Origin of the sequence: Psychromonas algarum, assembly GCF_004376845.1 — a bacterium.
In the GTDB taxonomy this organism is placed as follows: Bacteria; Pseudomonadota; Gammaproteobacteria; order Enterobacterales; family Psychromonadaceae; genus Psychromonas.
Genome location: NZ_SNUW01000035.1, coordinates 1 through 1,669 on the forward strand (window position 1 = coordinate 1; position 1,669 = coordinate 1,669).

Annotated in this window: 2 protein-coding genes; both read right to left on the bottom strand. The window is 52.4% G+C overall.

Annotation, left to right across the window (positions count from 1 at the left end; all coding sequences use genetic code 11):
* Positions 1–1,054 (bottom strand): tandem-95 repeat protein (locus tag E2R68_RS13785; protein WP_166738867.1); only part of this gene is annotated, 1,054 nt, incomplete at its 3' end.
* Positions 1,047–1,669: tandem-95 repeat protein (locus E2R68_RS13790; protein WP_134278258.1), on the bottom strand; the 623-nt coding region annotated here is incomplete at its 5' end. The genes E2R68_RS13790 and E2R68_RS13785, both read right to left, overlap by 8 nt.

Consider the following 1,669-nt stretch of genomic DNA (forward strand, 5'->3'; position numbering starts at 1 on the left):
CAACATCTGCGGCCGTGAACGCCACTGTCACTGAGCCACTGTCTTCATCCAGACTGCCATTCGCAGCTGTAAGTGTCGGACCGTCATTGACATCGCCAACCGAAACCGTAGAAGTTGTTGTCGCCGTGGCCCCGTCATCATCCATGGTCACTAAGGTGATCGTCGCATCACCATTGAAGTTCTCGGCTGGTGTGAAGGTATAAGTCCCATTTTCGTTATCAACGACAACCGTACCTTGCTCTGCTGGCACGCTTGCGGTGGTGATAACTGTGCCATCAACATCTGCTGCCGTGAACGCAACCGTCACTGAGCCACTGTCTTCATCTAAGCTGCCGTTGTCTGCTGTGATCGTCGGACCATCATTCACATCACCGACTGCCACGATTGATGTAGTCGTTGCCGTCGCGCCGTCATCATCGGTCGTCACTAAGGTAATAGTCGCATCACCATTGAAGTTCTCGGCTGGTGTGAAGGTATAAGTACCATTCTCGTTATCAACGACAACCGTACCTTGCTCTGCTGGCACGCTTGCGGTCGTGGTCACTGTGCCATCAATATCTGCGGCCGTGAACGCAACCGTCACTGAGCCACTGTCTTCATCTAAGCTGCCGTTGTCTGCTGTGATCGTCGGACCATCATTCACATCACCAACATTCACTGTCGAAGTGGTTGTCGCCGTGGCCCCGTCATCATCGGTGGTCACTAAGGTAATAGTCGCATCACCATTGAAGTTCTCGGCTGGTGTGAAGGTATAAGTCCCATTTTCGTTATCAACGATAACCGTACCTTGCTCAGCAGGCACCGTTGCAGTCGTGGTAACCGTGCCATCAACATCTGCGGCCGTAAACGCCACTGTCACTGAGCCACTGTCTTCTAATAATGCACCGTTTTCTGCTGTGATCGTCGGACCATCGTTGACATCGCCAACCGAAACCGTAGACGTTGTTGTCGCCGTCGCGCCGTCATCATCGGTAGTCACTAGCGTAATAGTCGCATCACCATTGAAGTTCTCGGCTGGTGTGAAGGTATAAGTCCCATTTTCGTTATCAACGATAACCGTACCTTGCTCCTGGCACGCTTGTGGTCGTGGTCACTGTGCCATCAATATCTGCGGCCGTGAACGCCACTGTCACTGAGCCACTGTCTTCATCCAGACTGCCATTCGCAGCTGTAAGTGTCGGACCGTCATTGACATCGCCAACCGAAACCGTAGAAGTTGTTGTCGCCGTAGCGCCATCATCATCGGTCGTCACTAGCGTAATAGTCGCATCACCATTGAAGTTCTCGGCTGGTGTGAAGGTATAAGTCCCATTTTCGTTATCAACGATAACCGTACCTTGCTCAGCAGGCAACGTTGCAGTCGTCGTAACCGTGCCATCAACATCTGCGGCCGTAAACGCCACTGTCACTGAGCCACTGTCTTCATCCAGACTGCCATTCGCAGCTGTAAGTGTCGGACCGTCATTGACATCGCCAACCGAAACCGTAGACGTTGTTGTCGCCGTCGCGCCATCATCATCGGTGGTCACTAGCGTAATGGTTGCATCACCGTTAAAGTTTTCCGCTGGTGTGAAGGTATAAGTCCCATTTTCGTTATCAACGATAACCGTACCTTGCTCAGCAGGCACCGTTGCAGTCGTCGTAACCGTACCATCAACATCTGCGGCCG